This window comes from Ruegeria sp. AK4 (genome assembly GCF_056541025.1).
Genome location: NZ_JBQFXS010000006.1, coordinates 147,146 through 173,367 on the forward strand (window position 1 = coordinate 147,146; position 26,222 = coordinate 173,367).

Genomic DNA, 26,222 nt, shown 5'->3' on the forward strand with positions numbered 1-26,222 from the left:
CCGGTTACAAAAAGCGCAGCCTGTCCAAGGCTCCCTGCAGGATATAGCCAGCCGCAACGTGATCGATAACCTGTCCGCGACGTTTTCTGGTCGTATCCGCCTCAAGCAGTGCTTTTTCTGCCGCAACAGTACTCAGCCGTTCGTCCCAGAAACCGATGGGCAATTCGGTCAGGCGTGACATGTTGCGGGCAAAGGCACGGGTCGATTGGCAGCGTGGGCCTTCGGTGCCGTCCATGTTTTTGGGCAGGCCCAGCAGGACGCCTCCGATCTCGCGATCCGCGACGATTTCCAGCAGGCGCGCCGAGTCCAGCGTGAACTTCTTGCGCCGCACCGTTTCCAGCGGGCTGGCCACCCCGCGCATCCGGTCGGACACTGCAACGCCGATGGTCTTTTCACCAAGGTCCAGACCCATCAAAGCGGTCATTGGCGGCAGGCTCGCGGCGAAGTCTTCGAATTCATCGTGGATCATTGCGCGATCCCGGCCTGCAGGGCGGCGGCGTCGATCATTTGCAGTGCATCCGCGTCACCGGCGAAGACGGTCATGGCCTCGTCCCGGATATCGATGGCGCGCTGGGCTTGGCCCAGAACCCCGAGGGCGGCGATCAGGCGGGCCCATTCCTCGGGCGATCCGCCTTCGGTGGCCAGACGGTCAGATAGCTGATCCACCATGCCCTGAATCATCTCTTGCCGTTCCTCGGGCGTCAGTTCCGCGGCGGCGGCCATGTCTTCCTGACTGGGGCCGGATGGGGCAACGCTCAGGTCCGGTGCGTTGAAGACGCCAGCGCGGAAGGCCAGTTCGTTGATCTGCGCGCGGATTGCATCCGCCCAGGGCGCGCCCGCTGGCGCATCCTGCAGGGTTTCGACCCACACGCGGTAGGCAATGTCAGGGCGTCCAACCTGCGCCAGCATCTGACCCACGTAGTACCGGGCCGGACCATGCTGGGGGTCGCGATCCAGCGCCTGTTCCAGCGCTTGCTCGGCCTCGGGCGAGACATAGCCGCCGGCTGCAAGGATCATCATCTCGGCAAGGTCCGCATAGGCATCCGCCGACGTGCCGTCGCCTGACAGTTCAATCACCCGCTGCTGAGCGGTGTACCCGGCCTTGAAATTCCCGGCGTTGGTTTCGTGTTGTGCCAGCAGCATATGCCCCTGCAGATCGTCGGGCCGCGCTGCGACCGTGTCGCGCAACTGCTTGAGAAGGGACGCATAGTTTTCTTCCAACTGGCGCGCCTGCGGCGGGGTCGTCAGTTCTTCGGCGGCGGCCTGGCCCGGGCGGTTCGCGCGCACGTCTTCGGCCATTTCGAAACGCGCCTCCAGCGGCATGTCGGGCAAGCCGACCGCGCCCATCCTGTGATACAGCGCCATCGCCCCGCCAATCAGGACCAACATCAGGCCCGCAATGGCGATCACGGATGTCACCCGAGACGGCCCGGCCCGGTTCCCGTCCTGCTGCATCTGTGCATCCGCCGCCAGAATGCGACGCGAGATTTCGGTGCGCACCCGCTCGGCATCGGCTTCCCCAATCACGCCACGCGCCAGATCCCGGTCAACACCGGCAAGCTGTTCGCGATAAACACGCAGATCATAAGCCGCTGCAGGCTCGGCACCGCGACGGGTGCGCAGCAATGAATAGCTCAGGAAACCCGCAATCAGCAGCGCGATGAGGAATATCAGAACCCAGAACGTCATGGTCCCTCCGGAATGGTTGTCCTGACTTAGACCTGCGCGCGTCCGGAAAAAAGGGACAAATAGACGCGAGGCGGGTTCATGTCGCAATAACGATGTATTGTGACGTTGCATGGCGGGGGTATTATGCCGCCACACGGCATATCTGCGTGCAATCACCGAACCGGATGGATTCGCTTATGAAACACTACTCAGCCTTTGCTGTGGCGCGGGAAGCGCTTCGCTATCACACCGGATGGGAACGCGCATGGCGTTCGCCCGAGCCCAAGAAGAAATACGACGTGATCATCGTCGGTGCGGGCGGGCATGGTCTGGCGACGGCGTATTATCTGGGCAAGAACTACGGCATCCAGAATGTCGCTGTGATCGAGAAGGGCTGGCTGGGCGGCGGCAACACCGGCCGGAACACGACCATCATCCGGTCGAACTATCTGCAGGACCCTTCGGCGGCGCTATATGAAAAAGCGCGGGGCCTGTACGAGGATCTGAGCCAGGATCTGAACTACAACGTCATGTTCAGCCCGCGCGGCGTGATGATGCTGGCGCAAACCCAGCACGAGATTCGCGGCTATCAGCGCACGGCGCATGCCAATGCGCTGCAGGGCGTGAAAACCGAATGGATTGGCCCCGAGCGTGTGAAAGAACTGGTGCCGATCATCAATATCGACGGCCCCCGCTATCCGGTTCTGGGCGCGCTCTGGCAGGAACGCGGCGGCACCGCGCGCCACGATGCCGTGGCCTGGGGCTATGCGCGGGCCTGTTCCGCGATGGGCATGGACATCATCCAGAAATGCGAAGTCACCGGCGTGCGCCAGGATAACGGTCGTGTCGTCGGCGTGGACACCACAAAAGGTGCCATCGATTGCGACAAGCTGGGCATCGTTGTGGCCGGCCATTCCGGCCAGTTGGCCGAGATGGCAGGCTTCCGTCTGCCGCTGGAAGCCATCGCGCTGCAGGCGCTGGTGTCCGAGCCGATCAAACCCTGCATGGACGTGGTCGTGATGGCCAACACCGTGCACGGCTACATGTCACAGTCGGACAAGGGCGAGATGGTGATCGGGGGCGGCACCGACGGGTTCAACAATTTCACCCAGCGCGGTTCTTTCCATCATATCGAGGAAACCGTACGGGCGCTGGTCGAAACCTTCCCGATGATCTCGCGCCTGAAGATGCTGCGCCAGTGGGGCGGGATCGTGGACATGACCGGCGACCGGTCTCCGATCCTGTCGAAAACGCCTCTGGGCGGGTGCTTCATCAACTGCGGCTGGGGCACCGGCGGCTTCAAGGCGATCCCCGGATCGGGCTGGGGGATGGCGCAGCTGATGGCCACGGGCCATTCGCCGCTGACCGAAGCCTTCACGCTGGACCGCTTCAAAGAGGGCCGCTTCATCGACGAAAGCGTCGCCGCCGGGGTGGCTCACTGATGGAGATTGACACTCTTCCAACTGCCATCCCCGATCGACCGCGTTTGACAAAATTGGCGTTGCAGAGATTTGTGTTGGCGTGTTTCGATGCTCAGTCTGACGCGGTGCGTGTCATCCAGATTGGCGCGAACGATGGACAGCTGGATGACCCGATTTCGGCCTATTGGTCTAAAGATACCTGGAGCGGAGTTCTTGTCGAGCCGCATCCTGTGTACTTCTCGGATCTTGAAACGCGCCATGGCCAAAATCCCAACGTGAGTCTAATTAATGCGGCGGTGTCCGAGGCAGCGGGGCAGATCAAACTGTATCATTTGAATGAAGCGCATCGCAATGATGGCCCGGCTTGGCTGCGCGGTTGTGCGTCTTTGGATAAAGAACGTATGATTGCGGCTGTCGAAATGGCCAATCGACGTCAGAAGGACGCGCTGCCTCATTCTATTATCGATGAGACCAACGTGGTCGCGCGTCGGCTTGACGACATATTGGCTGAACTGAACATAGCCTCTGCCGATCTGCTGGTCATTGATGTGGAAGGCCACGAACTTCCGGTTTTAAACAGTGTTGATCTGAACGGTTTGAACATCAAGCTTGCGATTATCGAAAGCAATAGTGGTAATAGAGACGAAGAGCTTGCAATCGTTTCCATCTTGAATGCGGCCGGTCTGGTCGCGTTTAAGGTCGCCGCCGACATCGTTGCTATTCGTCCGGGCGAAATAAAAGTACCGGTCGAGGCCATGTTCCACTTCAACAACTTTGTGCCTTTGACTGCTGAGACGCAGTCGGTCGCAACCTGAAATGCCCGAGAATGGTGTAACGACATGCTGATCCTGAATTGCCCCTACTGTGGCGTCGATGCCGAAGAAACCGAACTGGCCGCGGGTGGCGAGGCGCATCTGAAGCGCTATGGCCCCGGCTCGTCGGATGACGACTTCCACGACTACCTGTTCATGCGCGAAAACCCCAAGGGCGTGCATTTCGAACGCTGGCGCCACGCCAATGGCTGCGGCAAGTGGTTCCACGCCGCGCGCTGCACCCAAACGCTCGAGGTGTTCGGCACGTATTCGGCCCAGACCACCGAGCCGCCGCAAGACATCAAAGATGCCATCACCGCCAAACGTCCCGGCTGGACGTGGAGAGAGCTCTCCTGATGCTTCATCTTTTCAAAAATACTCCCGCCGGAGGCTCCGACGTCTCCACATGCGAAAGGTCCGCACCATGAGCACCCGCCTCGCAAAACAGGGCCGGCTGATTAACCGGTCGAAACAGGTCACCTTTACGTTCAACGGCACCTCGATGCAGGGCTACGAAGGCGACACGCTTGCCTCGGCCCTGCTGGCCAATGATCAGATGATGGTGGGCCGGTCGTTCAAGTACCACCGCCCGCGCGGCATGGTCGCCAGCGGCGCAGAGGAGCCCAACGCGCTGGTCGGTCTGGGCGAGGGCAACCGGTTCGAGCCGAACCAGCGCGCCACCACGACCGAGCTGTTCGACGGACTGACTTCCGTTTCGCAAAACCACTGGCCCAATCTGGAATTCGACATCGGCGCGATCAACACCCATCTGGCGCGTTTCCTGCCGGCTGGCTTCTACTACAAGATGTTCATTCATCCGAAGCCGTTCTGGAAACATGTCTACGAGCCGTTCATCCGCCAGTCCGCCGGTCTGGGCAAAGCGCCCGACAAGGACAGCCGCGATGCGGACACGTACGAGCATTTCTATGCCTTCACCGATGTGCTGGTGGTCGGCGGCGGTGTCGCGGGCCTGCAGGCGGCCAAAGTGGCGGCTGCGTCGGGCGCGAAAGTCATGCTGATCGAACAGACCGCGCATTGGGGCGGTCGCGCTCCGGTTGATGGCGGGACGATCAATGGTGAGCCTGTGGATAAGTTCGTGGAACAATTGGTTTCCGAACTCGAAACAATGGGCGGTGTTACCATGCGATTTCGCTGCATGGGCGCAGGTGTTTACGACCACGGCTATGCCCTTGGTTACGAACGGCTGACCGACCACAAGCCGGGCACGCAAGGCCCGCGCCATCGCCTGTGGCGCATTCGGGCCAAGCAGATTGTCACTGCAACCGGTGCGATAGAACGCCCATTGTCCTTCGCGGGTAACGATGTGCCGGGTGTAATGCTCGCCTCGGCCATGCGCGACTATGTGGTCAACTGGGGGGTGACTCCGGGTGAACGCGTCATCGTTGCGACCAACAATGACGACGCCTATCGCACCGCGATTACCCTGAAACAGGCGGGTGTGGATGTTTTGCGCGTTGTTGACGCTAGGGCAACCGCCGGACCGCTGGCGGAAGAAGCCCGCCAACTGGGTATTCGGGTCGACCCGGGCAAGGCCATCGCCAAAGTCAAAGGCGGCAAGCGCGTCAAGAAAGTTGCCATCTGCAATCAGGACGGCATCGGCGGCGCGCGGGAAGAGGTCGACTGCGATGCGGTCGCCATGTCGGGTGGCTGGTCCCCAGTCGTGCATATGTGGTCCCATTGCGGCGGCAAGCTGATCTGGGATGAGGCCCACGCGCATTTCCGCCCCGATCCCGACCGCCCTCCGCTGGGTGCTGATGGCGAAGGGTTTGTGCTGGCCGCAGGGTCCTCGAACGGGCCGTTGGCGCTGGGCGACGTGCTGAAAGACGCGGATGCAGCCGGTAAGGCGGCGGCAAAGGCAGTCGGGCTGACCGCGAAACGCACTAAAGCTCCGGTCGGCGAAACCACCGAGGAAGCGCCGATGGCAGCCGTCTGGCTTATGCCCGCCAATGCCGAGGTTCAGCTGCGGATGAAGTCCTGGCTGGATTTCCAGAACGACGTGAAAGTCTCGGACGTGCAACTGGCGGCACGTGAGGGTTACGAAAGCGTCGAGCACACCAAGCGCTACACCACGCTGGGCATGGCAACCGATCAGGGTAAGTTGAGCAACATCAACGGCTTGGCGATCCTTGCTGATGCACTGGATTCGGAAATTCCGAAGGTGGGCACCACCACCTTCCGTCCTCCCTATACGCCCATCTCGCTGGCGTCGATCGGCGGTGAAGCACGCGGTGATGTGTTCCAGCCGATCCGTCAAACCCCGATGCACAACTGGCACGACAAGAACGGCGCCGATTGGGAGCCCGTGGGTCACTGGCGCCGGACCTATGCCTATGTCCGTCCCGGTGAATCCGTGCATGACGCCGTGAACCGCGAGGTGAAGAACACCCGCGAAAACCTCGGCCTGCTGGATGCCTCGACACTGGGCAAGCTGATCGTCAAAGGCCCGGATGCCGGCAAGTTCCTGGACATGCTGTACACCAACATGATGTCCACGCTGAAGGTCGGAAAATGCCGCTATGGCCTGATGTGCTCGGAAAACGGCTTTCTGGTCGACGACGGTGTTGTCGCCCGTATCGATGAGGACACATGGCTGTGCCACACCACCACCGGCGGGGCTGAGCGTATCCATGGCCACATGGAAGAGTGGCTGCAGACCGAATGGTGGGACTGGAAAGTCTATGTTGCGAACGTGACCGAGCAATACGCGCAGGTCGCCGTGGTCGGCCCCAACGCCCGCAAGGTGCTGGAGAAACTCGGCGGTATGGACCTGTCGAAAGAGGCGCTGCCCTTCATGGAGTGGCAAGATGGCAAGATCGGCGCCTTCGACGCGCGGGCCTACCGCATTTCGTTCTCAGGCGAGCTTTCTTACGAAATCGCGGTCCCCGCATCGCAGGGGCAGGCTTTCTGGGATGCGCTGATGGAGGCCGGGCAGGAGTTCGGCGTGATGCCATACGGCACCGAATGTCTGCACATCCTGCGGGCCGAGAAGGGCTTTATCATGATCGGGGATGAGACCGACGGCACGGTCATTCCGCAGGATCTGGGGCTGCACTGGGCGTTGTCCAAGAAGAAAGAGGACTACCTGGGCAAACGCGCCCATTCGCGGACCCATATGGCCGACCCCGACCGCTGGAAACTGGTCGGTCTTGAGACTGTGGATGGATCGGTTCTGCCGGACGGTGCCTATGCGGTGGGCGAGGGCGTCAACGCCAACGGTCAGCGCAATATGATCGGGCGCGTGACCTCGACCTATTACTCGGCCAATCTGGAAAAGGGCATTGCCATGGGCCTGATCAAGCACGGCCCCGACCGGATGGGTGAGATTGTCGAGTTTCCGGGCACCGATGGTAAAATCTATAAAGCCAAGATCGTGGATCAGGTCTTCTACGACAAGGACGGGGAGAAGCAGAATGTCTGAACCCATCAGCGCACTGAACCATGCCAGCTTTGACGGCATCGCAAGGGTCGAGGAATGCGGCCTGCAGGGCATGATCACCCTGCGGGGTAATCTGTCCGACAAGGTTCTGGCCAAGGCCGTCAAGGACGCCACCGGGCAGAAAGTCCCCGGCCAGCGCGAAGCGCAGGTCAAGGGCGACACCGGCGTCTGCTGGATGTCCCCCGACGAGTTGCTGGTGCTGGTGCCTTACGCCGAGGTCGAGGCCAAACTGGCAGACATGGCGGGTGCCCTGAGCGGCACTCATGCTCTGGCCGTCAACGTCTCGGACGCGCGCGCGGTCTTCCGCATCTCGGGCAGCAGCGCGCGCGAGGTGCTGGGCAAGCTGGCCCCGGTCGATCTGTCGGCGGGCGCTTTCCAACCCGGCCAAATCCGCCGCTCGCGTCTGGCACAGGTGGCGGGCGCGTTCTGGATGGACGACGCCGAGACCTTCCGCGTGGTCTGCTTCCGCTCGACGGCGGATTATGTCTTCAAACTGCTCAAGGTCGCGGCGCAGCCGGGCAGTGAGGTTGGGGTTTACTGAGCTTCCGCCTGCGTGCCCGACAAAAGACCGCCCGTTTGCACGGGCGGTTTTTTTGTGACACCAATGTCTCAGTTTGAAAGAAATTCTGAAGAACCACCTCAAACTCCGGTATTGGGTGGCGCCTCCTCACACTTTTAGTAAGAGTGGGCTTGCAAAAAGCTATCGCATTACATGTAGCGAAGACATGATCCGAGTACTAAAATCTTGGGCGGGAATATTAGGAGAATAGAGAATCAATGAATATTCATAAAACGTTAGCGATTGTATTGGCGGCCTTTTCCGCTGCTCCATGGACTGCTGCTGCAGAGACTTTCAAAGAAAGTTTTGAATGTACTTTTGAACCCGGTCTTGTGAACCGTCCAACGCCACAACGCTTGGTGTTTTCGGTAGATGAATTTGGCCGGTCAGTCCGGCTGCACGATGTCAAGATTCCCAAGATCACCACAGCCGCCGGAGTCGGCCGGGTGTCACGAGACACGCCCAAGGTTCTGCTTATTGCGTGGGTTGGTTCGAACTAAGTTTACACGGCATCAGGACGTACCTACGCATCAAACGAGAACCGGTACGACGCGATCGACCTGCTTGATCTGGAGTTCTCAGTCAACTTGAACCGCAAAACCATGAAAGCCATCGCCAAGTCGCGCACCTCAGCCACATACCTTCCGCGTGACGGTTTCGCGAACGGGCGGTGCAAACCAATTCCGACACCTAAGTAGATTTGAAGGTCAACAGTAAATGAAATCTCTACTCTCTGTACTCACTTTGGCGTGCGCCGCTGGAACGGCCCAGGCCGATATCCAAAACTATGATTGCGAGTTGCACAGCATTGAAGACCAAGGATGGATTCCGAGCAGAGTTCTGCTGAGCGTTGATGCCGACGCCAATCAGGCCCGGGCGTATGATGGTGCGATCCGGACGTCGAATGAGCTGGCAAACCTGCCGGATGAAACGCCTGCCCAAGCAAAGCTCAAGTTAACGCGTAAGGGTGAATACAGAATGTCGTGGCGCATTAATCTTATGGCGTCCAGTTCTGGTCGTCTTCGGGTGGCCTATACCGCGACAGTGGATCCCAAGACCTCTGTTTTCAAAATGACAGCGAGTTTCCCGCAAGCCAACATCCTGAACCGCCCAAGCGGGGTCGGATCCTGCAAGTCGGTGGCTTCTCCAAACTTGTTTTAAGGCCATGGCTGGCTGGGTGGATTTTGGTCTCGCTCAGCCAGTAAACAAAAAGGTCTGAAACCCGGATAGTGCTGTCCCGTCGGTTATGGTTTCTGTTTTTGCGGCGGTTCCGTCGCTTTTGTGACAGAAACGGTAGAAGGACAGCAAATCCTCTAAGTTTGCCATCCTGCCCTTGCGTTTGGTCTCATCCAGAAGGGGCGCATGCGTTGACAGAAGCAATGCAGGTCGGTGCTTCTTGAGAAACGGGATGAGGGTTGGCAAAACAAAAAACTCTGCCCCCTCGATATCCATCTTGACCAGAGACACGCGCGAAAGGTCCGTCGCGGCCTCGAACTTGTCCCAACCAATTGTCAGCGCATCCGACCCATGCGCGCCGTCGTGCAAAAGCGAACTGGTGGAATCTCCCGGCTCGCCGCGTACCGAGGCCATGCGGGCCACGCCGAACTGGTCCGACAGCGCCACGCCGAAGGCCGAGACGTTGCGAATGTCGTTCAGGTCCAGATTCCACGCCAGATGCCGGTACGCGGTGGGGTCCGGTTCGAAACACCAGACGTGGCGCGCCCTTCGGCTGCCAAAGAGGACGGTCGGGCCGATCCACGCGCCAATATCCAGATAGTCGCTTTCAGGGGTCAGGAACCGGTCAAGCACGGCAAAGGTTTCAGGCTCCCAGTCGCCGGCAGAGGCTTTGCGCCAGAACTTGGAATGGTAGGGGTCCAGACGAAACGGCTCACCGTTCAGCCGCCCAGCATAGTACCCGCGGGCGCGGTAGAACATCTTGCGCGCCTGTGTCAGCATCGCGGACCTCCGGGTTTTATCGTCTCTGCCCTTGACCTGCGGCGCTTGCCAAAGCATGTAACCTTTGGAAACCGCAACATTCATTTCAACAGGGGGCCGAGATGGCTTTTGAACTTCCTGATCTTCCTTATGCACATGACGCGCTGGCAGCCAAGGGTATGTCCGCGGAAACATTGGAATATCACCACGACCTGCACCACAAGGCCTATGTCGACAACGGCAACAAGCTGATCGCGGGCACCGAGTGGGACGGCAAGTCGCTGGAAGAGATCATCACCGGCACCTACGACGCGAACGCCGTCGCGCAGAACGGTATCTTCAACAACATCAGCCAGCTGTGGAACCACAACCAGTTCTGGGAGATGATGGGCCCCGGCGACAACGCCATGCCCGGCGAGTTGGAGAAGGCGCTGACCGAAAGCTTCAGCTCGGTTGACGAATTCAAGTCGCAGTTCAGCGCCGCTGGCGCAGGTCAGTTCGGCTCGGGCTGGGCTTGGCTGGTCAAGAACGCCGATGGCTCGCTGGCCGTGACCAAGACCGAGAACGGCGTGAACCCGCTGTGCTTTGGTCAGACCGCGCTGCTGGGCTGCGACGTGTGGGAGCATTCGTATTACATCGACTTCCGCAACAAGCGTCCGGCTTACCTGTCGAACTTCCTCGACAATCTGGTGAACTGGGAAAACGTCGCATCGCGGATGTGATCGGTTGAACCGAAGAAGACTTTTTAAAGGCCTGCTGGCGCTTAAGCGAGCAGGCCTTTTTCGATCCGGCTATGGCTATTTCGTAGAACCATCCTTAAGCCTGCGCGTCCGCAGATGGCACATTCGGCGCGACGATTGGACGGCCAGACCGGTTCGGATTGCCATGGTCTCGGACCTGCATGTCGGAGAGCCGTTTGTCGGCCGCCAGCGACTTATGCAGATCGTCCGGCGCACAAATGCGATTGCCCCCGACCTTATCCTGCTATTGGGCGACTTTGCGCGCGGGCACAAGTTCGAGACGCGCGAGGTCTACCCTGACGAACTGGCCTCGATTCTGGCCGGGCTGGACGCACCGCTTGGTGTGCATGCCGTTCTGGGAAACCATGACTGGTGTGAAGACGAAGCCGCGAAAAGGCGCAAGGGCAGGCCGAACATTTATGGTGAGGCCCTTGAACGGAACGGAATACCGGTGCTGTCGAATGCGGCCATCAAGCTTGAGGACGCGGGGTTTTGGTTGGCGGGGCTGGAAGATCAACGCGCGTTTCCGCTTGGGCGCCGCCAGTTTCAGGGGCTGGATGATTTGCCTGCAACCCTGGCGCAGATTACCGATGATGCCCCGGTTATCATGATGGCGCATGAGCCGGACGTGTTTCCCGACGTGCCCGATCAGGTGGTCTTGACAGTGTCAGGACATACGCATGGGGGTCAGATCAATTTCTTTGGCTGGGCACCTTACGTGCCGTCCCGGTTCGGCAATCGGTACGCGTATGGCCATATGCGCGAAGATGGTCGCGATCTGGTGGTGTCCGGCGGAATCGGGTGCTCGGGGCTGCCGCTTCGGTTTGGCGTGACCCCGGAAATTACGGTGATCGAACTGTCCGCCTGATCCGGGGGCGGGTGAAAACCTGCCGATGCGTTAACTTTCGGCACCCCCACCCATTGTAAGCGGCCCCGCGATCCCTAGCTTATATTGTGCGGGAGGGAGAAATCCGCAAATTCAAAAACACCGGGCGGCGCGCCTGCTTCGACTGGCGCGTGACACAATAATTGTGTCCGGCAGGCGAGGGATACCCAAAAGAAACCTTAACAGGAGATCACGATGGTCGCACTTGCACAGGGAACATGGGTTATCATTGCAGACGGGGAGAAGGCGTTGTTCATGGAGAACATCACCGATGCCGAGGACCCGAATCTGGTTGTCCTTTCGGTCGAAGAACAAGACAGCCCGAAACCGAAACCAACCGACCGGGCCGGGCGTCGAAATGACAACGGTCCAAACCAGAAATCAGCCGTCGAGGACGCAAGCTGGAAAACCCATGCCAAATCCCTGTTCGTGCAGGATCTTGCCAATCTGCTGAACCGCAAAGGGCTGAAAGGGGCCTTTAAGCGTTTGGTGCTGGTGGCCAGCCCGCACGTACTTGGCCTGTTGCGCCGCCGGCTGCACAGTGAAGTTCTTGCCAAGGTCGTGGCCGAGGTCGACAAGACGCTGACCAATCATCCTTTGCACAAGGTCGAAAAGGTTCTGACGAACCGGCTAAAGCCCGCAGCGCGCCTGGCCTGATCGATCCTTCGGGCGGCGCAGGCCGCCCGATTCCGGCATTACTTCAGTTTTTCGCGCAAGGCGGACATCGCCGTATCCGCGTCTTCGACCCAGGTGATGAACGCGCCAAGCGAGGCATCGGCGAAGCCCTGATCGATCACCTGATCCAGCAGCTTGTGCAGCGCGTCCCAGTATCCATCCACGTTCATGACCAGAATGGGTTTGTCGTGCAGGCCCAGTTGCCGCCATGTCAGCGCCTCGAACAGCTCGTCCAGCGAACCGGGGCCTCCGGGCAGGACCACAACGGCGTCGGCGTTCATGATCATGACCTTCTTGCGCTCGTGCATCGTTTCGGTGACGACGAAACGGGTCAGGTCGGTCTTGCCGACCTCGCGCTGCAAAAGGTGGACGGGGATCACGCCGAACGTATCCCCTCCGGCAGTCTGTGCGGCCCGCGCCACTTCGCCCATCAGACCGACATCTCCGGCGCCATAAACCAGCCGCCAGCCTTCGTTTGCCAGCAAAGTGCCGAACTGCCGCGCGGCGTCGGAATATGCAGCATTTTCACCATTGCGTGACCCGCAATACACACAGACGGATTTCTGGGACATCTAAGGGGGTCTCCGGGCTTGTGTCAGACGTTTTGACCCGTGATAGCGAGATTGATAGATTGGCTCAACTGTCCGCCGGAATGCGTGTAAGTCAAAGCATTTGCGCCGCGGAGCGAAAGGAAAAGAATGGACGCCAAATCGGGAAACGGAAGCTCTGGGAATTTTGTCTGGGGAGTGATTGCCGGTCTTGTCGCAGTTTTGGGTGCGGGTGGTCTGTACCTGTCGGGCGTTTTCAGCACTCCGCCCGAGGTCGAACAGCCAGAACAGGAGCAGACCGCAGAAGCCCCGGCACCGGAAAGCCAGCCGTCCGAGGAACCCGCAGCCGTTGACAACAGCACTCAGACCGCTGAGCCGGTGCAAGAGGCTGCCGAGCAGGAGCCCTCTGCCGAGCCAGTGGAAGAGGCGGTTGCGGAACCCGCCGCTGATCAGGCAGAGGAAACCGTGTCAGAGCCGCAGGCGGAGGTTGCTGCTGATGAGGCAGGGGAAGCGGAAACTGCCCCTCTCACGCCGCCGGTTCTGGACCAGATATTTGTCGAGAAAGATGGCAATGCCTTGCTGTCCGGCGATGCGGAACCCGGCAGCCGGATGCGGGTGCTGTTGAACGGGGCATTGCTGCACGAATTCACCGTCGGGCCCGGAGGTCAGTTTGCGGAATTCGTCACGATCCCGTTCAGCGATGCGGCGCGGGGTCTTGTGTTGGAAAACTCGGATGGTGAGCGGACGGCCCAATCGGATGATTATCTGATTGCTGCCCTGCCCAAACCGGAAGAAGAGCAGATCGCCGCCGCTGAACCGCCCTTAGGGGATGAGCAGCCCGAAGATGCCGAGCCGACCAGTGAAACTGAGGTCGCCACCGCTGCCGAGACCGAGGCTCAGCCAGAAGTTTCCGGTGAGACGACGACCGAAGCATCCGATGAAACCCTGACCGAAGCCCCCGAAGAAACGCAGACCGCCGGTGCCGAACCGCAAACAACCGAGGCCGCGCCGGAAAAGGCCAGCGAAGACCAGCAAATCGCTGTGCTGCGGTCTGGTGAAGAAGGCGTCGAACTGGTCCAACCCCCGGCCGCTTCAAATGACGTGCCCGAACAGATCGCTTTGGACACCATCGGCTATTCGGACACCGGCGATGTCGAACTGACCGGGCGCGCGCCGGACGGGTCGGCTGTGCGCCTCTATCTGGACAACCGCCTTGTCGCAGATCTGGACCCCGAGGAAGACGGCAACTGGCGGGGCCAGATCGAAGGGATCGACCCGGGCGTCTACACCTTGCGCGTGGATGAAGTGAACACGGACGGAACCGTGCTCAGCCGCGTTGAAACCCCGTTCAAACGCGAACCTGTCGAGGTATTGCAGGCCGCCGAGGCCGCGACAGAGGGCGCGCCGCAGGAACAGGTGGCGCCGATCCGTTCGGTCACGGTTCAAAGGGGGGACACGCTTTGGGCCATCTCGCGCGAACGGTTTGGCGACGGCGTACTGTATGTGCGGCTGTTCGAGGCCAATCGCGAGTTGATCCGTGACCCCGATCTGATCTATCCGGGGCAGATTTTTACAATTCCCGAATAAAATCACCTCTGGCCCCGGCGCGGGCCGGGGTCTACCTCTGACCGCAGACAAGGTACGTGATGAGACGGACAGCCCCCATGACTTCGGACACCAAGCCGGACACCGACGAACGCCAGTCCGGCTGGCGCACGATCCGCAAGGTCGCGCCTTATCTCTGGCCGGATGATGAGCCCTGGGTCAAGCGCCGGGTGGTCATCGCGCTGGGTATGCTGGTGCTGGCCAAGCTGATCGCGGTGTATACCCCGATCCTGTACAAGGGCGCGGTTGATGCCTTGGCCGGTGAGGGCGTGCCGCCCGTGGCGCTTGGGGCCGTGGGGCTGACCGTTGCCTATGGCGTGGCGCGTATGATGACCGTGGGGTTCCAGCAACTGCGCGATGCAGCCTTTGCCCCGGTCGGGCAGCGTGCGCTAAGGGCACTGGCGCTGGAGACCTTTCAGCACATCCACCAACTGTCGATGCGCTATCACGTCACCCGCCGCACCGGTGGGCTAAGCCGCATTATCGAGCGTGGCGTGAAGGGTGTGGAGTTCCTGCTGCGCTTCCTGCTGTTCTCGATCGGACCGCTGATCCTGGAACTGCTGCTGGTGGCCATCATCCTGATGTGGCTGTTCGACGTGTGGTATCTGGTCGTCGTCGCCGTCACCATCGCCCTTTACATCTGGTTCACCTTTGCGGTGACCGAGTGGCGGGTGAAGCTGCGGCGCGAGATGAACGATCAGGACACCGAGGCCAACCAGCGCGCCATCGACAGCCTGCTCAACTTTGAAACCGTCAAATATTTCAACGCGGAACAGCGCGAAGCCGCACGTTATGATGTGTCGATGAAGGCCTATGCGGGGGCCGCGCTAAAGACGGCGTATTCGCTGGCGTTTCTGAACTTCGGCCAGTCGTTCCTGATCACCTGCGGCCTGATCGGCGTCATGGTTCTGGCGGCGATTGGGGTGCAGAACGGGTCTCTGACCGTTGGCGATTTCGTCATGGTCAACGCCTACATGATCCAGATCACCGTGCCGCTGAACTTTCTGGGCACGGTCTATCGGGAAATCCGGCAATCGCTGGTGGATATGGGGCAGATGTTCGATCTGCTTGAACAACCGGCCGAAGTCAAGGACAAACCCGATGCGCCTGATCTTGCTGTGAACGGCGGTGAAGTGACCTTGGAGAATGTCCATTTTGGCTACGACCCGGAGCGCGAAATCCTCAAAGGCGTGTCGCTGTCCGTTCCGGCGGGACAGACGGTGGCGATTGTCGGGGCGACCGGATCGGGCAAGTCGACCATCGGGCGATTGTTGTTCCGGTTCTATGACGTGACCGGCGGCGCGTTGAAAATCGATGGTCAGGATGTGCGGGACGTTACCCAAACCAGCCTGCACGCGGCTATCGGCGTCGTGCCGCAGGATACGGTGCTGTTCAACGACACGATCCGCTACAACATCGCCTATGGACGTGACGGGTCCACGCAGGAGGATGTCGAGGCGACGGCCCGGGCCGCTCAGATTCACGACTTCATCGCGACACTGCCCGAAGGGTACGACACCAAGGTCGGGGAACGCGGCCTGAAACTGTCCGGTGGTGAAAAACAACGCGTCGGTATCGCGCGGACCCTGCTGAAGAACCCGCCGATCCTGCTGCTGGACGAGGCGACCTCGGCCCTCGATACGGATACGGAACAGGACATCAAGGATGCCCTGGCCCGCGCCGGTGAGGGGCGGACGGTGATCACCATCGCGCATCGCCTAAGCACCATCGCCGAGGCCGACCGGATCGTGGTTCTGGAAAGCGGTGAGATCATCGAGCAGGGCACGCATGACGAGCTGCTGTCGCAGCAGGGGCGCTATGCTCAGCTGTGGAACCGTCAGCAATCGGACAGTCAGGCGGCTTGATCCTGCGCCTGAGGGCGATGGCGGCACGCATCTCGAACTCATGTTGTCAGAGGGTTTGGCTGTGGAAACCTAGCGAGACATCTGATCAACGGCGTTTGCCAAAGCTAGCACACTGCTGAATGGGCGGCTCTCCGCCGGGCAACACCGAGGACATGTCCAATGTGTGACTTGGTTAACTGTATCAGGCGCGACGTCGTGATACTGCACTGGCGTCTGTGTCGAGACCGGCACCGACGCGATTTAGAAAATTACTTTTTTCCAGAGCGATATTCAGGACCCAAGACTTTTTGCCCTCTGATCGCTCAAGTTATTTGACTGAAAGGAATTTACCAATGGCTGACCAATTTGGGTTTGCAAAGTTGGCAGACGATTACTTGAAGAACGTTTACAGTCCTCTCGCCAAGGCCCACCCCAATCTGAAAAAGGGGGAAGCGAAAGAATTCGAGGGCCTGTTCAACCAGTATTACGTGGTACTGCAGGGCCTGAAGCCGCCAAGATTCAATCAGATGCTCATCGAGCTTAACATCGCTCTCAAGGCGACCAGAAAGCTGGTCAGCCACAAGCTGGCAAAAAGGACACCTGTTGAAAAAGGCCTCAAAAACCTGATCCCCAAGATCAGAAAATCTATTCAGTTGGTGACCAAGGCGGAAAAGGCCGACGATGCACAGGGCCGGAAGAACAAGCTTGTCGAATGTGACATCAGCTTTAGCGGGACGGATTTCTACAACAGACAACTGGGTCGCGGAACGGTTATCCTGACCGTGGACTCCAAGCCAGGCCGCGTGAAGCTGAAAGAGACGTTGCAGCGCGGCGCGGTCAGGTTTCGCGGTATTATGATGGAACCCTCGGGCAAGGTGAATATCGAGTTGCACATGCGGCGCAAGGTCAAGCCGGTTATGAAGCAGAACCTGACCTACAAGGGCATGGTCAGCGGGAAGACGCTGCTGATCGACGCCGCCGAAGAACCCATCATATTGGAACCCACCGCCACGAGCGGGGCGAAAGCAGTACAAAGCAAAAGTGTGAAAGGAACGCTTGGTGTTGATTTTACAGTGGTAAAAGGTGGCTCGGAGTTGACGACCGCAAAATCAGTCGAGGAATCCTCTTCGATGGCGGTGAAGTACAAAATTTTCCTGCCCAAGGGTACACTGAAGGTCAAACAGGCCAGATAAGCGGGGCCTGTTTCCCGTGGCATTTGAAAGCAACAAGGGCCGGAATCTCCGGCACTTGTGGTGCTATTCTGCGGCTTTGAGCGGTGTGCCGGGCGGAAGATCGTCCCGATGATCTGCGGCATCCGGTGACGGGGCGGGCGAGTCGCTCCAGACAATCTCGGTCGATTGCATGTCGCGCGCGCTGCGTCCGATGGCCATGTCCTGCGCGATCTTGCTGGACCGGCCAGCAGTGACCCGCGCCAGCACCTTGCCCAGCCAAACTGCATAGGTTGTCACCCAGACCCGCAGCGCCAGGAACGAAGGCGTGACGATCAGCGTCAGCACCGTGGCAATACCAAGCCCGAACACTACGGCGGTCGCCAGTTGCTTCCACCACAGCGCGGTGGGGCTGTCGATGGAATAACCGCCGTTGATGAAGTCCAGCGACAGGCCGAACATCATCGGTGTCAGGCCCGCCATTGTGGTCAGGGTGGTCAGCAGAACCGGACGGATACGCGCCTCGGCCGTGCGGACGATGGCGTCGATCCGGGGCATGTAGCGGCTGTATTCCTGATAGGTGTCGATCAGAACAATGTTGTTGTTCACCACGATCCCCGCCAGCGCCACGATGCCCGTACCGGTCATGATGATCGAGAAAGGCTGTTGCATCACCAGCATCCCGATCAGAACCCCGGTGGTGGACAGAACCACCGCCAGCAGCACCAGGATCGAGTTGTAGAACGAGTTGAACTGGGCCAGCAGGATCACGAACATCAGCCCCAGCGCACCGGCGAAGGCGTTCATCAGGAACGCACCGGATTCCTCCTGATCTTCCTGATCGCCGGTCCATTCCCAGCTTATGGCGGTCGAGAAAGGGCTTGTGTCCAGCCACTCGGTCAGAACGGCGATCCGCTCGTTCGGGTTGATCAGCGCAAAGCGCGCGTCTCCGCTGTCGATGGCGGCGCGCAGACCCTCGGTTGTTTCGGCGCCGGTCAGTTGCACAAGTTCGAACCGGGTGCCATCGGGGCTGGCGATAACCGTGCCCGTCGGCTCGGCCCCTTCGGCCACTGCGCGAACAACGGCCAGCCGTTGTTCAGCACCTTCCGGCCCGTCGACAACCACCTTGGACAGGCCGGGTTCGACATCGGCTTTGACGTCGTAATACCGTTCCTGATCAATCCGGTTGATCTCGGCCAGTTTCGCCACCGGTTTGCGGGTGACGAAATTCGACAGCGGCACAAGGCCGTCCGGGGTGCGCACCTTGAGCGAATCCAGCGTGGACAGCACGCGGTCTTCTTCGGGCAGGCGGACGCGGATTTCGACCTCTTCATCCGTGTTGTCGGGGCGCATTTCACCCAGCAGGATACCGCGCGTGACCAGTTGCACCATCGCGCCGACCGTGGCCACATCGGCGCCGAACCGACCGGCCTGCGCGACATCCACGTCGATCTGCCAGTCGATGCCGGGCAGAGGCATCGTGTCCTCGATCTTGATCAGGCCGGGTGTTTCGTCGAAGACCGCGCGGGCAGCAAGGGCGGCGGCGGTCAGGTCTTCCCAGCCATCCCCTTTGATGCGCAGATGCACGGGCTTGGCCGAGGCCGGACCCTGTTCCAGAGGCAGGATTTCCACGATGAAACCGGGCAACTGGGCGAGTTCTGCATTCAGTTCGTCCAGAACAAAATCTCCGTCATATTCCGGTACGATGATCTCGCGGTCGAACAACCCGAATAAGATAGGCTCTGATTGCTTGGGGCGGTCTTCCCATGGGGTGATCTCGAACTGTACGCGGCCGACGGTATCTGCCGGGGCTTCGGCACCGCCGTTGTTCTGGTTGAGGCCGCCTTGCCCAGCGAACGCAAAGACATTGGTCACGGCAGGATGTGCGCTGATCACCTCTTCGGCGGCAAGCACCAGCGCGTCTTTTTCCTGTAGCGACAGGTTGCCACGCGCGCGAACATAGGCTGTGGCCTGTTCCGGCTCTGTTTCGACGAAGAATTCCACGCCCCGGTTGTTGTTCCCGAATGCGGTCATGACGGACACAACAGCGACCCCGACAACAATGATCGATACGATCGGCATGATCGGGTTGCCGACCAGAAACTTGACGATATAGCCAAACAGCGTGTGTTCCTTGGCGGTATGCACACGCTCTTCCCGGTGGCGTTCGATCTTGGCCGCGCTGAGGGTCACAGAGCCTGCAAATCCGCCCGCAACCAGCAGCAGGGCCCCGAAGACCACCCCGCCTGCGCTGCCTTCGGGCATCAGATAAGCCGGGTTCAGCATCTGCATTGCGCCGAGGAAGATCATATACAGCGACGGCGGAACCAGAACTGCACGCAGCCACCACGGCGCGGCCGCCCGCAGCCAGTTCGACGCGCGGTCGAAGATGCGGCTCAGGCGACCCGAGACGCCGCCCACCACCGGCAGGTAGATCAGCGCCACGATCAGCGACGAGGACAGTACGAAGATCAGCGTGATCGGTAGCATCTTCATGAATTCGCCCGGAACGCCGGGCCAGAACAGCATCGGCAGGAAGGCGCAGAGCGTCGTCGCGGTGGACGACACGATGGGCCAGAACATCCGCTGCGCTGCCTCGACATAGGCATGCATCGGGCCAATGCCTTCCTTGATGCGTTTGTCAGCGTATTCGACAACAACGATGGCTCCGTCGACCAGCATGCCGACGGCCAGGATCAGCCCGAACATCACCATGTTCGAAATGCTGACACCCATGATGGCCAGGAACGCAAAACTCAGCAGGAACGAGGTCGGGATTGCAAAACCAACCAGCAGCGCCGCGCGCGTACCCAGCGAGGCCAGCACGACGATCATCACCAGCGCGATGGCGGTCAGAACCGAGCCCTCAAGCTGGCGTACCATCGAGTCAACAATACGGCTCTGGTCGTTCGATGTGCCCACGTCCACCGCAGCACGCAGTTCGGCGGGCCATTTCTCCTGTGCGGCGGTCAGGGCTTCTTTGACCTGTGCCACCGTGTCGATCAGGTTGAAACCCTTGCGTTTGACGACCTGCAGGGCCACCGTGGACTCGCCGTCAAAACGGGCGGTGCCTTCACGGTCTTCGAAGGTGTAGTTGATCTGCGCCAGCTCTCCCATTGTCACGACGCGATCACCGTTGACCTTGACGGGCAGGCTGTAGACATCCTCGGCCGTTTTGAATGAGGACGGGATCTTGACCGAGAATGTGCCCTGCGCTGTATCAACCTCACCGGCAGCAATCAGTTGGTTGTTGTTCTGAACAACAGTGATCAACTCATCGGCCGAGATATTGTAGGCCTCGAGCCGCAGGGGGTCGATGATGACCTCAAGCATTTCGTCGCGATTGCCCGCGATACCGGCCTCAAGCACCGAATCCAGTGCTTCCAGATCGTCTTGTAAGTCTTTTGCAATGCGAGCCATTGTGCGTTCAGGCACGGCGCCGGTCAGGTTGACAATGACGATCGGGAATTCAGAGAAATTGACCTCGGAGATCGTGTATTGTTCGGCCCCGTCGGGAAAGTCGGCCTGAGCCGTATTCATCGCATCCCGAACGTCCGCGATGGTGGCCGATTTATCCCAGCCAAACTCGAACTCCAACAGCATGCCTGCGTAGTTCTCAGCTGCGGTGGCGGTCATCTTGTCCAGACCGTCAAGATCGGCCATCTCGGTTTCTATCGGCTTGATCAGCAGGTTTTCCGAATCCTCGGCAGAGATGCCGGGAAACTGAACCGAGACGAACAGCATCGGGATGTCGATATCCGGCTCACCTTCTTTGGGCAGGCTCACATAAGCAAACCCGCCGACGACCAGCGAGATCGCGATGAAGGCCAGAACCATCCGGGCCCGGCCGGCGGCCCAACTGACAATACCCGTCATTGTGAGACGTCCTGATAAGTCGGTGCGACGGCGACGCCGCGTGTAACGAATTCCTGTCCGACCACGATAACCTCGGCGCTTTCGGGCAGCCCGCCGAGCCAGACGCCATCAGCAGCGTCACGCAGCAGGCGGACCGGGACGAAATCGACCACGTCGTCGTCGCCGACAATACGCACGCCCAACTGCCCGTCATTGTTCAGGGTCAGCGCGGATTGCGGCAGCAAATGCGCCTTCGCGCCCTCGGCGGCGATGCGGATTTCCGCGGTCTGGCCGTCGCGGATGGTCAGGTCCGGGTTCGGAACACTGATCTCAACCTCGAACGTGCGGGTGGTCTCGTCCGCCGAGCGGCTGAGGAAGGTCACAAGCCCCTCGACCTGCTCCCCCGTCACCAGCCGTGCAGAGGCTTTTGATCCGACGGTGACCCGGTTTACCTCGGTCTCGGGCACGAAACCCACCAGCTTGATCGGGTCGAGCTGAATGACAGTCGCGCAGAGCGCGCCGGGCTGCATCAGGCTGCCCAGTTCGGCGGTGTCGCTTTCCAGCAGGCCGCGAAAGGGGGCTTCGATGGTCAGGCGGTCAATCTCGCGCTCGGCGGCTTCGACCTCGGCAGCGGCGGCTTCGATCCCTGCGCGCGTGGCCTCAAGCCCGGCTTCGGCGGATTTGATGCCAGCCTTGGCCGAACTCATGGCGGCTTCGCTGGAAATGCGGCGCGTTTCCGAGCCGAACCCGGTTTCCGACAGCTTGCGCGCGGCCTTCAGGTTGATGTCGGCCTCTGCGACCAGCGCGTGGGCTTCGACCAGGCGCGCTTCAGCCTCGGGGATGCGGCTTTCGGCTTCCAGCTTGGCGGCCTTGGCCTCGGCCAGCGCGGCGGGGCGCGATCCGGGGTCCAGTTCGCACAGCAAATCTCCCGCTTCGACAAAGGCACCCCGGCGTTTGGGTTCGGACGTCACGGTCGAGGTGGTTTCGGCCAGAACCTCGACCTGTCGGTTCGCCTGCGTCTCGCCGCGCAGCAGGACCGCGCTGTCGATTTCACGCGCGACCGAACGGATCGCAACAACGCCAACCGCGTCCTGGTCCGTAGCTGCCTGCGCAGGTGACGTTGCGTCAGATTGGTCCTCGGCCGGGGCGTCTTCGCGTCCGGCAAAGGCGAACAGCGCGTCGCGTTCGAAAACGAGCAGATACAGCGCAGCAATCACCAAGGCGGCATTGATGAATGAAATCAAACGCATAAAGGACCTCTCTTGGAATTCTCAGCCACTTTGACCGCTAAGGTCTGGTATAAAAATGGGGTACGTCAAAGGGCTTTTCCACGCTGAACTGAATAGTTCAATATGTTTTTTTACGCAAGGGCGCGGCATGACGGTGAAAATGGGCAAAATCGGACCCTTGGCTTGGCCTTGGTGCCGGGGTATGACATGGCGCACTAACGCGCAGTACACAGCTTGGGGACACGGATGAGCGACGTCGACAGTTTCATTGATGAAGTCACGGAAGAGGTGCGCCGCGACCGGATGTACCTGCTTTTGCGGCGCTGGGGCTGGGTTGGCGTTCTGGTCGTGATCCTGATCGTGGGCGGGGCGGCGTTCAACGAATACCGCAAGGCACGGGATGCATCGCAGGCCCAGACCCTGGGCGATGAGATTCTTGCAGCGCTGAGCCAGAATGATTCCGCCGCACGCGCATCCGGCTTGCAGAGCGTTCAGGCGCAGTCGCCGGGCGGTGACGCGGTGCTGAACATGCTGTTGTCCGCGTCGCAGGTCGAGGCCGGGTCCGAGCAGGATGCCGTTGCAAGCCTGAACACGGTTGCCGTGCAGGGCGATATCCCCGAGATTTACCGCGCAGTGGCCAGCTTCAAGGCGCTGCTGCTGCAAAGCGAGACACTGCCCGCCGCAGATCGCAGGCTGCAGTTCGAAGCGCTGGCCGCGCCTGGCGCGCCGCTGCGCCTGCTGGCCGAAGAGCAACTTGCCCTGATCGACGTGTCCGAGGGCAATATCGACGCCGCGCTGGACCGGCTGCAGGCGCTGCGACAGGATGCCGAGGTTGGTGTCGATTTGCAGCAACGAGCGGCTCAGCTGATCGTGGCGCTGGGTGGCGAACCGGAACCGCTTGTGGCGCAGCAAGGCTGATCTGGCGGGACAAGACTAAATGACAGGCGAGTTCGGATTATCATGGTGACAAGATTTTTTTCCCGTATGGGTTTGCTGGCTGCGGCAATCGCATTGACCGCGCTGGCCGCCTGTGAAGAGCCCGAGGCCATCCTGCCCGGCGCCCGTGAAGATATCCGCCCCGCTGCCGACAGCGAAACGGTTGAAACGCGGGGGTCTCAACCGATCAGCCTGCCGGGACAGTCGGCAAATTCAAGCTGGTCGCAAAGCCCTGGAACGCCTGCTTACCGTACGAATAACGCCGCACTCGGAAGCGCGCCGCAGCGTATCTGGTCGGCGTCAATTGGCGACGGCGACTCGCGCAAGCAGCGGATCACGGCAGAGCCGGTCGTGGCGGGCGGGCTGATTTATACGCTCGATGCCGGTGCGACCGTATCGGCGGTGTCGCCGCAGGGGCAGGTGGTCTGGGATACAAACCTGATCCCGTCGCGGGACAGCGATGGCGACGCGACAGGCGGCGGTCTGGCCTTTGCCAACGGCGTGCTTTACGTGTCGTCCGGGTTCGGGCGGCTGACGGCGCTGGACGCCAAGACCGGGGCGATCCGCTGGCAGAAACGGCTGAATGCAACCGGCAGCGGTGCGCCGCTGGTCAATGACGGGCTACTCTATCTGGTGGCGGGCGATGAAACCGGCTGGACCGTTGACACCAAGGATGGCCGCATCGCCTGGCAGATCGAAGGCACGCCAAGCGTGGGCAACGTTCTGGGCGCACCTGCGCCGGTCATAGCCTCGGATCTGGCGGTGTTTGCCTTTGGCTCGGGCGATATTGCCGCGACCTTCCGCCGGGGCGGTATCCGGCGCTGGAACGCCTCGGTCGCCGGTGGCCGCCGGGGTCGCGCGGCCGCGCAGATCGTGGATGTAACCGGTGGGCCGATGGTGGCTGGCGATACGATTTACATCGGCAACCACTCGGGCCGCACCGTCGCCTTTGACGCGGGCTCGGGCGAGCGTCGCTGGACGGCGGACGAGGGTGCTGTTGATACGGTCTGGCCCGCAGGCAACAGCATCTTCCTGATCAGCGACCGCAGCCAGTTGGTGCGTCTCAACGCCGCCGATGGGTCCATCATCTGGGCGCAGGACCTGCCGGGCTTTGTCAAGGACAAGCGCGGTCGCCGTGGCGCGATCTTTGCCCACTATGGCCCGATCCTTGCCGGGGGCCGTATCGTAATCGCCTCGAACGACGGGTATCTGCGTTTCTTCAACCCGGTCGACGGCGCGCTGGTGCATCGGGTCGAGGTGCCGGGCGGGGCGACCACCGCGCCGGTTGTGGCCGGTCAGACCTTGTATGTCGTATCGACCAAGGGCGATCTACACGCTTTCCGTTGACCGCAAGATGCGCTAAAGGGCGCTTCTTGAGTCTTGAAAGTTGAGAACATGTCGCTGACCCTCGCCATCGTGGGGCGCCCGAATGTGGGCAAATCCACCCTGTTCAACCGCCTTGTGGGCAAACGTCTGGCTTTGGTCGACGACCAGCCCGGCGTAACGCGCGATCTGCGCGAAGGCGAAGGGCGTCTGGGCGATCTGCGCTTTACCGTGATCGACACAGCAGGGCTTGAGGACGCGACCGATGACAGCCTGCAGGGCCGCATGCGCCGCCTGACCGAGCGCGCGGTGGATATGGCCGATGTCTGCCTGTTCATGATCGACGCGCGCGTGGGCCTGACCCCGACCGACGAGATGTTCGCCGAGATTCTGCGCAAACGGTCGAAACATGTGATCCTTGCGGCGAACAAGGCCGAAGGGTCAGCCGCAGATGCCGGCGTGCTCGAGGCTTATAACCTCGGCCTCGGCGAACCCGTCCGTCTGTCCGGCGAGCATGGCGAAGGGATGACGGACCTTTACGCGCAGCTGATGCCTCTGGCGGATGCGGCCGAGGAACAAGCCGCCGATGATACGCCCGAAACCGATATCGAACTGGATGAAGATGGCGAGGGCGAAGCGCCGCTGATCACCGTCGCCAAGCCCTTGCAGGTGGCGGTTGTTGGACGTCCGAACGCCGGGAAATCCACCCTGATCAACAAGATCATCGGCGAAGACCGTCTGCTGACCGGCCCCGAGGCCGGGATCACCCGCGACGCCAACAGCCTGCGCATCGACTGGGCCGACCCGGATGGCGACAGCACGCCGATGCGAATCTTCGACACGGCGGGGATGCGCAAAAAGGCCAAGGTGCAGGAGAAGCTGGAAAAGCTCTCGGTTTCGGACGGTCTGCGCGCGGTGAAATTTGCCGAGGTCGTTGTCGTCCTGCTCGACGCCGCCATCCCGTTCGAACAGCAGGACCTACGCATCGCCGATCTGGCGGAACGCGAGGGCCGCGCTGTGGTTGTCGCTGTCAACAAATGGGACATCGAGGACAACAAGCAGGAAAAGCTGCGCGATCTGAAAGAATCCTTTGACCGCCTTCTGCCGCAACTGCGCGGCGCGCCGCTGATCACAGTCTCGGCTAAAACAGGCCGGGGGCTGGAGCGCCTGCGTGCCGCCATTCTGCGCGCACATGACGTGTGGAACCGCCGCGTACCGACCGCCGCGCTGAACCGCTGGCTGACCGCGATGCTGCAGCAGCACCCGCCGCCAGCCCCGCAAGGCCGTCGGATCAAGCTGCGCTATATGACTCAGGCCAAGACCCGCCCGCCGGAGTTTGTGGTCATGTGCTCGCACCCCGACAAGATGCCCGACAGCTATTCGCGGTATCTGGTGAACGGCCTGCGCGAGGATTTTGATATGCCCGGCACCCCGATCCGCCTGACGTTGCGCGGGCAGGGCGACAAGAACCCCTATAAGGGTCGGCGCAAGAAAAACGCCGGTGCATTGGCCAAACATCTCAAGGGCCGCGCGTAACTGCGCCAATTTTCAGCGTTTTTG

22 protein-coding genes are annotated in these 26,222 nt (G+C 60.8%); 16 read left to right on the forward strand and 6 right to left on the reverse strand.

The genetic code is table 11. From position 1 onward, the window contains the following. Window positions 1-4: 4 nt before the first annotated feature. Both ruvX and ccmI read right to left on the reverse strand, forming a co-directional pair. The gene (gene ruvX, locus ACR0EZ_RS12895) at window positions 5-469 is read right to left on the reverse strand and encodes a Holliday junction resolvase RuvX (RefSeq protein ID WP_480613591.1); all 465 of its coding nucleotides are present in this window, start codon (window positions 467-469) and stop codon (window positions 5-7) included. Beyond that, window positions 466-1,689, reverse strand: a complete 1,224-nt coding sequence (gene ccmI, locus ACR0EZ_RS12900) for a c-type cytochrome biogenesis protein CcmI (RefSeq protein WP_480613593.1) — start codon at window positions 1,687-1,689, stop codon at window positions 466-468. The genes ruvX and ccmI overlap by 4 nt, the downstream gene beginning before the upstream one ends. Before the next feature lie 176 nt (window positions 1,690-1,865). On the opposite strand from ccmI, the gene ACR0EZ_RS12905 reads away from it, so the two are divergent. The 7 genes from ACR0EZ_RS12905 to ACR0EZ_RS12935 all read left to right on the forward strand — a co-directional run bounded on the left by ACR0EZ_RS12905 (window position 1,866) and on the right by ACR0EZ_RS12935 (window position 9,078). Beyond that, a complete protein-coding gene (locus ACR0EZ_RS12905; RefSeq protein WP_480613595.1) occupies window positions 1,866-3,110 on the forward strand; it encodes a sarcosine oxidase subunit beta family protein in 1,245 nt (414 codons plus the stop codon). Next, window positions 3,110-3,904: an FkbM family methyltransferase gene (locus ACR0EZ_RS12910; protein ID WP_480613597.1), complete on the forward strand. Its 795-nt coding sequence runs from the start codon at window positions 3,110-3,112 to the stop codon at window positions 3,902-3,904. The genes ACR0EZ_RS12905 and ACR0EZ_RS12910 overlap by 1 nt, the downstream gene beginning before the upstream one ends. 24 nt (window positions 3,905-3,928) lie before the next feature. Further along, window positions 3,929-4,258 carry a sarcosine oxidase subunit delta gene (locus tag ACR0EZ_RS12915; protein WP_480613599.1) on the forward strand — a complete coding sequence of 110 codons (330 nt, stop codon included), beginning with the start codon at window positions 3,929-3,931 and terminating at the stop codon, window positions 4,256-4,258. Between the two features lie 67 nt (window positions 4,259-4,325). Continuing rightward, entirely contained in the window at window positions 4,326-7,340 is a 3,015-nt protein-coding gene (locus ACR0EZ_RS12920; protein WP_480613601.1) for a sarcosine oxidase subunit alpha family protein, read from the forward strand. Further along, window positions 7,333-7,899 carry a sarcosine oxidase subunit gamma gene (locus ACR0EZ_RS12925; RefSeq protein ID WP_480613603.1) on the forward strand — a complete coding sequence of 189 codons (567 nt, stop codon included), beginning with the start codon at window positions 7,333-7,335 and terminating at the stop codon, window positions 7,897-7,899. The genes ACR0EZ_RS12920 and ACR0EZ_RS12925 overlap by 8 nt, the downstream gene beginning before the upstream one ends. A gap of 236 nt (window positions 7,900-8,135) precedes the next feature. Continuing rightward, window positions 8,136-8,417, forward strand: coding sequence for a hypothetical protein (locus ACR0EZ_RS12930; RefSeq protein WP_480613605.1), 282 nt, complete (start codon window positions 8,136-8,138; stop codon window positions 8,415-8,417). A gap of 217 nt (window positions 8,418-8,634) precedes the next feature. Further along, entirely contained in the window at window positions 8,635-9,078 is a 444-nt protein-coding gene (locus tag ACR0EZ_RS12935; protein ID WP_480613606.1) for a hypothetical protein, read from the forward strand. Between the two features lie 33 nt (window positions 9,079-9,111). Here the strand turns inward: ACR0EZ_RS12935 and ACR0EZ_RS12940 are convergent, their stop codons facing one another. Continuing rightward, on the reverse strand, window positions 9,112-9,873 hold the full coding sequence (locus ACR0EZ_RS12940; protein WP_480613608.1) for an FkbM family methyltransferase: 762 nt from the start codon (window positions 9,871-9,873) through the stop codon (window positions 9,112-9,114). Between the two features lie 101 nt (window positions 9,874-9,974). On the opposite strand from ACR0EZ_RS12940, the gene ACR0EZ_RS12945 reads away from it, so the two are divergent. From ACR0EZ_RS12945 to ACR0EZ_RS12955, 3 genes are all read left to right on the forward strand, one after another. Continuing rightward, window positions 9,975-10,574, forward strand: coding sequence for a superoxide dismutase (locus ACR0EZ_RS12945; RefSeq protein WP_480613610.1), 600 nt, complete (start codon window positions 9,975-9,977; stop codon window positions 10,572-10,574). Window positions 10,575-10,737: 163 nt separating this feature from the next. Beyond that, the gene (locus tag ACR0EZ_RS12950) at window positions 10,738-11,460 is read left to right on the forward strand and encodes a metallophosphoesterase (protein ID WP_480613612.1); all 723 of its coding nucleotides are present in this window, start codon (window positions 10,738-10,740) and stop codon (window positions 11,458-11,460) included. Window positions 11,461-11,673: 213 nt separating this feature from the next. After that, window positions 11,674-12,135 (forward strand): host attachment family protein, encoded by a 462-nt coding sequence (locus ACR0EZ_RS12955; protein ID WP_480613614.1) that lies wholly within the window; start codon window positions 11,674-11,676, stop codon window positions 12,133-12,135. Window positions 12,136-12,173: 38 nt separating this feature from the next. On the opposite strand, the gene ACR0EZ_RS12960 is transcribed toward ACR0EZ_RS12955, so the two are convergent. Further along, complete coding sequence (locus ACR0EZ_RS12960; protein WP_480613616.1) at window positions 12,174-12,725, reverse strand: LOG family protein; 552 nt, start codon at window positions 12,723-12,725, stop codon at window positions 12,174-12,176. A gap of 126 nt (window positions 12,726-12,851) precedes the next feature. On the opposite strand from ACR0EZ_RS12960, the gene ACR0EZ_RS12965 reads away from it, so the two are divergent. From ACR0EZ_RS12965 to ACR0EZ_RS12975, 3 genes are all read left to right on the forward strand, one after another. Then, window positions 12,852-14,288: a LysM peptidoglycan-binding domain-containing protein gene (locus tag ACR0EZ_RS12965; protein WP_480613617.1), complete on the forward strand. Its 1,437-nt coding sequence runs from the start codon at window positions 12,852-12,854 to the stop codon at window positions 14,286-14,288. A gap of 77 nt (window positions 14,289-14,365) precedes the next feature. Next, a complete protein-coding gene (locus ACR0EZ_RS12970) occupies window positions 14,366-16,171 on the forward strand; it encodes an ABCB family ABC transporter ATP-binding protein/permease (RefSeq protein ID WP_480613619.1) in 1,806 nt (601 codons plus the stop codon). Between the two features lie 332 nt (window positions 16,172-16,503). After that, complete coding sequence (locus ACR0EZ_RS12975) at window positions 16,504-17,343, forward strand: hypothetical protein (RefSeq protein WP_480613621.1); 840 nt, start codon at window positions 16,504-16,506, stop codon at window positions 17,341-17,343. 63 nt (window positions 17,344-17,406) lie between these two features. On the opposite strand, the gene ACR0EZ_RS12980 is transcribed toward ACR0EZ_RS12975, so the two are convergent. Then, window positions 17,407-21,195: an efflux RND transporter permease subunit gene (locus ACR0EZ_RS12980; protein WP_480613623.1), complete on the reverse strand. Its 3,789-nt coding sequence runs from the start codon at window positions 21,193-21,195 to the stop codon at window positions 17,407-17,409. After that, the gene (locus ACR0EZ_RS12985; protein WP_480613624.1) at window positions 21,192-22,424 is read right to left on the reverse strand and encodes an efflux RND transporter periplasmic adaptor subunit; all 1,233 of its coding nucleotides are present in this window, start codon (window positions 22,422-22,424) and stop codon (window positions 21,192-21,194) included. The genes ACR0EZ_RS12980 and ACR0EZ_RS12985 overlap by 4 nt, the downstream gene beginning before the upstream one ends. A gap of 225 nt (window positions 22,425-22,649) precedes the next feature. On the opposite strand from ACR0EZ_RS12985, the gene ACR0EZ_RS12990 reads away from it, so the two are divergent. Genes ACR0EZ_RS12990 through der form a run of 3 tightly spaced genes read left to right on the forward strand, consistent with a single transcriptional unit; the run spans window position 22,650 to window position 26,198 of the window. Beyond that, window positions 22,650-23,321, forward strand: a complete 672-nt coding sequence (locus ACR0EZ_RS12990) for a hypothetical protein (RefSeq protein WP_480613626.1) — start codon at window positions 22,650-22,652, stop codon at window positions 23,319-23,321. A gap of 42 nt (window positions 23,322-23,363) precedes the next feature. Next, window positions 23,364-24,686 carry a PQQ-like beta-propeller repeat protein gene (locus tag ACR0EZ_RS12995; RefSeq protein ID WP_480613628.1) on the forward strand — a complete coding sequence of 441 codons (1,323 nt, stop codon included), beginning with the start codon at window positions 23,364-23,366 and terminating at the stop codon, window positions 24,684-24,686. Window positions 24,687-24,734: 48 nt separating this feature from the next. Further along, window positions 24,735-26,198: a ribosome biogenesis GTPase Der gene (der, locus tag ACR0EZ_RS13000; RefSeq protein ID WP_480613630.1), complete on the forward strand. Its 1,464-nt coding sequence runs from the start codon at window positions 24,735-24,737 to the stop codon at window positions 26,196-26,198. Window positions 26,199-26,222 lie beyond the last annotated feature (24 nt).